Genomic DNA, 4,584 nt, shown 5'->3' with positions numbered 1-4,584 from the left:
GGGACGCATGGAATCTGCGTCCGGCGACATTCAGGTCATGGGGGTTCCGGCCTGCGCTCTGTTCTTCAAGAACACCGTGTTCGACCTGCTGCTTCCCCGTCTGCTGGCCGGTCGCCGCATCACCCGCGGCGAGCTTGCGCGCCTCGGCGAGGGCGGCTACTGCATGGCCTGTTCCATCTGCACCTACCCCAAATGCGGATTCGGAAAGTAGCATGACGGGGCTCGTGCTGGCCGGAGGTCTTTCCTCCCGTTTCGGAAACGACAAATCCCGCGTCGTCGTGCATGGCGGCGCGGGAGACATGGCGGATTTCAGTCTTCGTCTGCTTTCCTCGCTGAAAGAAGTGTGCGAGCTTGCCGTGTCCTGCCGTGCGGATCAGGTGGAAACCTTGAAGGACAAGCGCGTGACGCTGGTTCCCGATGAAGAAGACGGCCCGCCCACGCCGCTGAAAGGACTGGTGGCCGCGCTTCGCAGACTGAGCGCTCCTGTGCTGGCCATTCCGTGCGATCTTCCGCTCATGACGCCGGACATTCTCGAACTGCTCATCCGGGCGCGCGCCCGCGCCCTTGCAGAAAGAGATCCGCAGGGCCCGGCGCTTCTGCGTACGACCTTCATCGACAAGGACGGTTTTCTGGAATCGCTCATCGGCATTTACGAAGCGGAGAGTCTTCCCTTTCTGGAAAAGGCCCTGCATCAGGGGCGCTGGGGCATATGGTCCGCCCTGCCCCGGGAAGGCAACTGCCTGGTACCCCGGCCCGAGTCTCCGGCCTTTCTCAACATGAACACGCAGGAAGAATTTCAATGGGCCGTCGGCTATCTCACAACCCGGCGCTGACCACAGATCCCCCGCCCATCATCTGTTATTAATGTTATTAACAGCATGCTCCGTCCGGCTCACCCAGGGCGGAGCGTTTTTTTTTGCGGGGCATCCACATCCGCCTCAGCACCCTTTTCGCCGCCCCTCTCCCCCAAGAAGCCCCGCTCCCGCATCGCCGAGGCTTTTTCCGACGAAAAACGCCGTCTCCGTTTCGGGCAAGGATTCTTCAACCATCGCTTGAAAGAGCGACGCCCCCCGCCTTTTCATCCCGCTTGTTGCCCGGCGTCGCTTTTCCTCCATGCTCCCATTTTTAAATAAAAAACACCCCGGAAGTGCAGCCGAAGCCGTGCTTCCGGGGTGTTTTTTTATTCGTCAGGCCAGAATGAGCTGTTTCCGACCTTCGCGAAGAGGCAGCACCCGCCCTATGCAGTAGGCCGGTTCTCCCAGCGCCGCCAGTCTCTCGCAGGCTTCCTGTTTCCGTTCCGCAGGTACGGCGAGCAGAAGTCCGCCCGAGGTCTGCGCATCGAAGGCCAGCGTGGCACGAAGCTCGTCCGCGCTTTCCGAAACCAGCGTATGACAGGAGCAGTAATCCCGGTTGCGATACGTTCCCGCGGGGATCAGACCGCAGGAAGCAAAATCCTCCACCTGTTCGATGAACGGAAGCGCCGCCGTGTCGATTTCCACGGAAACGCCCGAGCCCTTGGCCATTTCCAGAACATGGCCGCCGACGCCGAAACCGGTGACGTCCGTGGCGGCCCTGAGGCCCATGTCGCGGATCAGCGAAGAGGCGTTTGCGTTCAATCTGGTCGTCCAGCGGTACATGTCGCGCTCCGCCTCGTCGCTGCCGGGCCACTTGGCCTTCACCGCCGTGGCAAGCACGCCCGTGCCCAGCGGCTTGGTGAGAATAAGCGCGTCTCCGGGCACAAGGCCGTCGTTGCGTGCCACATGCGCAGGATCAATCACCCCCGTGACGGACAGACCGAACTTGATCCATTCATCATCCAGCGTATGCCCTCCGGCCAGCACGGCCCCGGCTTCCCCCACCTTTTCCATGGCCCCGGAAAGAATTTCCGCCAGAACCGAAAGCGGCGTGTCCGATTCCGCCGAAGGAGAAGGAAAGGCCGCGATGTTCATCACCGACCACGGCCATCCGCCCATGGCATAGACGTCGGAAAGAGCGTTGGCGGCTGCCGTCTGTCCGAAAAGGCGCGCATTGTTGCCGATGGGGCCGAGAATGTCCACGGTCTGCACCAGGGCGAGCCCCGCAGGCGGAGCCTTGACCAACACGGCGTCCTCATTGTTGGAAAAGCCGTGCAGCACGCGCCCTTCCCTGTCCGGCGGCGGCGTGATCTCGGAAAGAATCTCTTCAGCAACTCCGGAGCCGTCTTCGCCGCTCAACCGGCGCCCTTGGTTTTATCCATCAGACAGAATGTCGACATAGGTTCTCCAGGCACATCGCGTGCCTACTTGGTTTTCATGTTCAGCGCCCGCATCGCGCCCTCCGCCGCAAAGGGCATGAAGGCCGAGATGGACGTCGCAGGCGTCGGGTTCGTCAGCTCTCCCGTAAAACGCGCGCCCTGCGCCGCCAGCACGCAGGCTTCCTTCAACGGAAATCCGGCCGCGGCAAATGCGGTCAGCAGTCCCGTGACAAGATCGCCCGTGCCGCCCACCGGTTCCATGAACGGCAGACAGGGCTCCGTCACACGGCCTGTTTCCCGCCCTTCCTCCATGATAAGGTCGGATGATCCTTTGACAAGAAGAAGACGGGCGCTGTCGCCGTGCTCCCAGGCAAGTCTTGCCAGATCCTCGGCCCGATTGTCTTCCGAAAGAAGAAAACCGCGCGTGTAAAAAGGATGCGGCGCTTTTTCATCCGCCAGAAACGCCAGTTCGCCCGCATCCGGCGTGAACACGTCGTAGCGCGAGGCATAGCCGCTCATCTTGGCGGCGTACATGAAGCCGGCGTCGGCAACAAGCGCCGGCATGGGGCCCCGGCGAGCCTCCAGCGCCATGAGAATGCTGTTGTGCCCGTCCACGCTGGGAAAAAGATAATGAAACGTCAATCCGGAAAGATTCGCGTCCTCCCCCACGAGCCACGACGCCAGCCAGGCATAGAGCGCCGAGCTTCCTTTCGACGAGCCGCAGTCCCCCGCAAGAAGAATCTGCGGACGGGGCGCGCCGAGTCTCTCCGTCACCAGCAAGGCCGCAGCCGCGAGCGCGGGCGTGCCCCGCTGCACGGGCACGGAAGGCACGACCGCCTCCTTCCCCAGAATGCGGACATCCTCGGGCTCAAGCCTGTCGCCGTTCACCTTCCAGGAGCCCAGGCACAAGGGAAAATCGTCATCCGGCACGGTGCCGCATATCAGCCAGCTCATGCTCCACCTTCCTGCCGCCACAGGCGACGGGCTTCAAGAAACGCCTTCTGGAGCGCGTACGAGCACAGGGTGTGCCCCTGCACGCGGGGTTCCTCCGCGCCCGCAATGCTTTCGCCGACAAGAAGCGACGCAAGATACGGCACATCCGGGCAGCCGCCGCCGGATACGTTGACGATGCGCCCGGAGGAACGCTCCACGGTAATCTTCACGTTGGCGGCCTGCACCATGAACCAGTCGCCGAAATCCTTCGTGCGGAACAACGACACGGGTTCGAGCATCGGTCCGCTTACCGGAACCACGTTCATGGGCGAAAGCCGCTCCTTTTCCAGTACCCGCCGGACGGCGGATTCCATCATGAGCGGAAACGTCACCACCATGTCGCAACCGGTGCGCAGTTCCGGCGGAGGCCCCTTGACCTCCACCGGAAAACCGGCCGACTGAAGACAGCGTTCCGCCCGAATGACCTCGCCGGTATGCTGGAAGACCAGAAAACCCTTTTCCACGGAAGAGGCCTTTTCCGATTCCCTGCCGCCGCGTCGCTTCAGCCAGCCGGTCAGTCGATCAAGCATTACTTGCGAAGCTCCAGCCGGACGACGCCGTCGCCCTCTTCTCTGACTTCAATGTTCCAGCCGCTGTGTCTGGCCGCCCGACTGACGTTTTCCTGACTCGTTGAGTTGTCCACGAGCACGTCGATGGGGTCGGAGCCGGAAAGATGCGGATAGACCATAAGCACAGGCTGGGGGCAGGAAAGTCCGCGCGTATCAATAAGCATAGGAAATCTCCTTTATGACTCAGGCTTTTCTCGAAAACGCAAAACCGATGACCAGGCACACGGCAAGGCCGATGAGCGTGCCCTGCACGCCGTACGCGCCGATGCCCGCAGCGGAGCTCGCCGTGCCGAGGTTGTGCGCCATGGCGGCTCCGGCCAGCATGCCGAGGGCGAAGATGGCGGCGTCGCTGTCGCCTTCGCCGGCCATGAAGAGCTGTCTGCCGGGGCATCCGCCGGCGAGCGCGAAGGCCAGACCGGCCGTGACCATGCCGAGGAAGTTCCACAGGCCGTCGGTATGCGCCACGGGCTGATTGGCAAATCCGGCATGGAAGCCGCCCGTCAGCAGATTGGCGATAATGGCCGCGGCAAACATGGCCGCCACGCCGAAGAAAAGATGTCCGTACCGGAAGAGAATAAGATCACGAAACGCGCCCATGGTGCAGAAGCGGCTGCGCTGGGCAAGCGCGCCGATGACGATCGCCACGCCGAGGGACAGAAGGAACGGAGCATGGGAAGCGCCGGGGCCGCTCACGGAATAGAACAGAGGTCCGCTCTGCGCCTGTCCGGGAACCTGCGGGAAGGCAAGATACAGGCCCAGAAGTCCCAGCATGAGCAGGGGGAAGAACCA

General features: G+C 62.5%; 6 protein-coding genes and 1 pseudogene. 2 read left to right on the top strand and 5 right to left on the bottom strand.

Going from position 1 to position 4,584, the window contains the following annotated elements; translation table 11 throughout:
• Both ACZM96_RS09725 and mobA read left to right on the top strand, forming a co-directional pair.
• Positions 1 to 211: pseudogene (locus ACZM96_RS09725) on the top strand (FmdE family protein); the annotation flags it as partial.
• 1 nt (position 212) lies between these two features.
• Positions 213 to 833, top strand: a complete 621-nt coding sequence (gene mobA / locus ACZM96_RS09720; RefSeq protein ID WP_489488810.1) for a molybdenum cofactor guanylyltransferase — start codon at positions 213 to 215, stop codon at positions 831 to 833.
• A gap of 354 nt (positions 834 to 1,187) precedes the next feature.
• Here the strand turns inward: mobA and selD are convergent, their stop codons facing one another.
• The 5 genes from selD to yedE all read right to left on the bottom strand — a co-directional run.
• Positions 1,188 to 2,213, bottom strand: a complete 1,026-nt coding sequence (selD, locus tag ACZM96_RS09715; RefSeq protein WP_489488809.1) for a selenide, water dikinase SelD — start codon at positions 2,211 to 2,213, stop codon at positions 1,188 to 1,190.
• A gap of 65 nt (positions 2,214 to 2,278) precedes the next feature.
• The gene (locus ACZM96_RS09710) at positions 2,279 to 3,187 is read right to left on the bottom strand and encodes a carbohydrate kinase family protein (protein WP_489488807.1); all 909 of its coding nucleotides are present in this window, start codon (positions 3,185 to 3,187) and stop codon (positions 2,279 to 2,281) included.
• On the bottom strand, positions 3,184 to 3,756 hold the full coding sequence (locus ACZM96_RS09705; protein WP_489488806.1) for a putative Se/S carrier protein: 573 nt from the start codon (positions 3,754 to 3,756) through the stop codon (positions 3,184 to 3,186). Before ACZM96_RS09705 ends, ACZM96_RS09710 begins: the two co-directional genes overlap by 4 nt.
• On the bottom strand, positions 3,756 to 3,959 hold the full coding sequence (locus ACZM96_RS09700) for a sulfurtransferase TusA family protein (protein ID WP_489488804.1): 204 nt from the start codon (positions 3,957 to 3,959) through the stop codon (positions 3,756 to 3,758). Before ACZM96_RS09700 ends, ACZM96_RS09705 begins: the two co-directional genes overlap by 1 nt.
• Before the next feature lie 19 nt (positions 3,960 to 3,978).
• On the bottom strand, positions 3,979 to 4,584 hold a 606-nt coding region (gene yedE / locus ACZM96_RS09695; protein WP_489488803.1), incomplete at its 5' end, for a YedE family putative selenium transporter.

This window comes from Mailhella sp. (assembly GCF_057866825.1).
Note: the sequence above shows the minus strand (reverse complement) of the source record. Positions and strands in the feature narration are given on the sequence as shown.

Excerpts from the sequence above, each read along its gene's own strand:
- mobA (WP_489488810.1), top strand. The coding sequence starts at position 213 with ATGACGGGGCTCGTGCTGGCCGGAGGTCTTTCCTCCCGTTTCGGAAAC.
- ACZM96_RS09710 (WP_489488807.1), bottom strand. The coding sequence starts at position 3,187 with ATGAGCTGGCTGATATGCGGCACCGTGCCGGATGACGATTTTCCCTTG.
- ACZM96_RS09705 (WP_489488806.1), bottom strand. The coding sequence starts at position 3,756 with ATGCTTGATCGACTGACCGGCTGGCTGAAGCGACGCGGCGGCAGGGAA.
- ACZM96_RS09700 (WP_489488804.1), bottom strand. The coding sequence starts at position 3,959 with ATGCTTATTGATACGCGCGGACTTTCCTGCCCCCAGCCTGTGCTTATG.